Genomic DNA, 2,012 nt, shown 5'->3' on the forward strand with positions numbered 1-2,012 from the left:
CCGCCTCGGCCTCGGCCGCCGCGCTCGCCGTCACGGGAACGGCCGCCGTCGCGACCCCGTCCGCGGCCGCCGTCGCGCTGCTTCGCCTCGGGGCCGCCGAGGTCCTCGAGCGTCTCGCCCTCGAGGCCCTCGAGCACGCGCTTGGCCTGCGGCAGACGGCCCTTCGTGCCCTTCGGGATGCCGAGGTCGGAGAACAGGTGCGGGGAGGAGGAGTAGGTCTCCACCGGCTCGGGCTGGCCGAGGCCGAGCGCCTTGTCGATCAGGGACCAGCGCGGCATGTCCTCCCAGTCCACGAGGGTCACCGCCACGCCCTTGTTGCCGGCGCGGCCCGTGCGGCCCACGCGGTGCACGTAGGTCTTCTCGTCCTCCGGCGCCTGGAAGTTGAACACGTGGGTGACGTCGTCGACGTCGATGCCGCGCGCCGCGACGTCGGTGGCCACGAGGATGTCCACCTTGCCGTTGCGGAACGCGCGCAGCGCCTGCTCGCGGGCGCCCTGGCCGAGGTCGCCGTGCAGCGCGCCGGCCGCGAAGCCGCGCGCCGTCAGCTCGTCCGCCACGCGAGCGGCCGTGCGCTTGGTGCGCGTGAAGATGATGGTCCGGCCGCGGCCCTCGGCCTGCAGGGCGCGGGCCACGAGCTCGTCCTTGTCCATGTGGTGGGCGCGGTAGACGAGCTGACGGATGTCCTTCTTCGTCAGGCCCTCGTCCTCCGGGTCCGCCGCGCGGATGTGGGTCGGCTGCGTCATGTAGCGGCGCGCCATCGCGACCACGGGACCCGGCATGGTGGCCGAGAACAGCATGGTCTGACGCACGGCCGGGACGGCGGCGAGCAGGGTCTCGACGTCGGGGAGGAAGCCGAGGTCCAGCATCTCGTCGGCCTCGTCCAGCACCACCGTGTTCACCAGGTCCAGGCGCAGGTGGCGCTGGCGCATCAGGTCGATGAGGCGGCCGGGGGTGCCGACGACGATCTCGACGCCGCGCTGCAGCTCCTCGATCTGCGGCTCGTAGGCGCGGCCGCCGTAGATGGTGGCGATGCGCAGGGGGCGCCGGGCCGCGGCGGCCGTGAGGTCGCCGGCCACCTGGACGGCGAGCTCGCGCGTCGGGGCGACGATCAGGGCCTGCGGGGCGCCCGCGGTGCCCTTGGCCTCGAGGCCGTCCCAGCCGGGCTCGCCCGGGCCGATGGCGCGCTGTAGCGCGGGGATGCCGAAGCCGAGGGTCTTGCCGGTGCCGGTCTTGGCCTGGCCGATGATGTCGTGGCCGCCGAGGGCGACCGGCAGGGTCATGGCCTGGATGGGGAAGGGGTGGACGATGCCCTTGGCCTCCAGGGCCTCGACGATCGCGGGGTGCACCCCGAAGTCGGCGAAGGTCTGCTCGGGGGCCACGGGGGCGGCGTCCTCGGTGACGATGTCCTCCGCGATCGCGGCGACCGTCGGGTCGAGGTCGGCGGAGGCGGGGGTGTGCTCGGAGTTCTGGGTCATGGCGACTCGCGTTCCTGGTCGGGCGTCGTCACGGCGGGCGGAAGGCCCGGCTCCGCCGTGCGCGCGGTTCAAGCGGAAGCCGATCGCGAGGCAAGCACGCGGAGCGGCCGACGGGCGGCGCCCCGTGGAACCGGGCCGGGCGCGCCGTGCGAGGCGGGCCGTGCCGGATCCGGCAGGTCATGGTGCCGTCCCGGGCGTCAGGGGCGCGGGCGGCGGGTCAGGGTGATCAGAGAGCGACCGGTCATCCTGGGTCAGCGTGAGCTGTGCGACCAGTCTACCCCCGCGGCCGTGATCGCACCCGAGGCGCGGTCCACGCCCTCGATCCGCACGCGCACCCGGGTGCCCGCCGGGACGCTGCCCGGCACCCGCAGGCTCACGGCCGGGTCGAGCAGCCACACCTCCGTGCCGTCCTTCGCCTCGCGCACCGCGATCCCCTCGAGCTCCGCGCCGACGCGAGACTCGAGCGCCGCCGCCTCCACGAGGTCCGCCGCTGTCCGGCTCGCGGCCGAGGCCCGGCGCGACGAGTCCGCCATGAGG

Annotated in this window: 1 protein-coding gene and 1 pseudogene; both read right to left on the reverse strand. The window is 74.9% G+C overall.

The genetic code is table 11. From position 1 onward, the window contains the following. Positions 1-1,475, reverse strand: a 1,475-nt coding sequence (locus HMPREF3105_RS09845) for a DEAD/DEAH box helicase (RefSeq protein ID WP_141762493.1), incomplete at its 3' end; no start/stop codon positions are given. A gap of 251 nt (positions 1,476-1,726) precedes the next feature. Further along, positions 1,727-2,012: pseudogene (locus HMPREF3105_RS09850) on the reverse strand (RNB domain-containing ribonuclease); the annotation flags it as partial.

Origin of the sequence: Micrococcus sp. HMSC31B01, from assembly GCF_001816085.1 — a bacterium.
Taxonomy (GTDB): Bacteria; Actinomycetota; Actinomycetes; order Actinomycetales; family Micrococcaceae; genus Micrococcus; species Micrococcus luteus.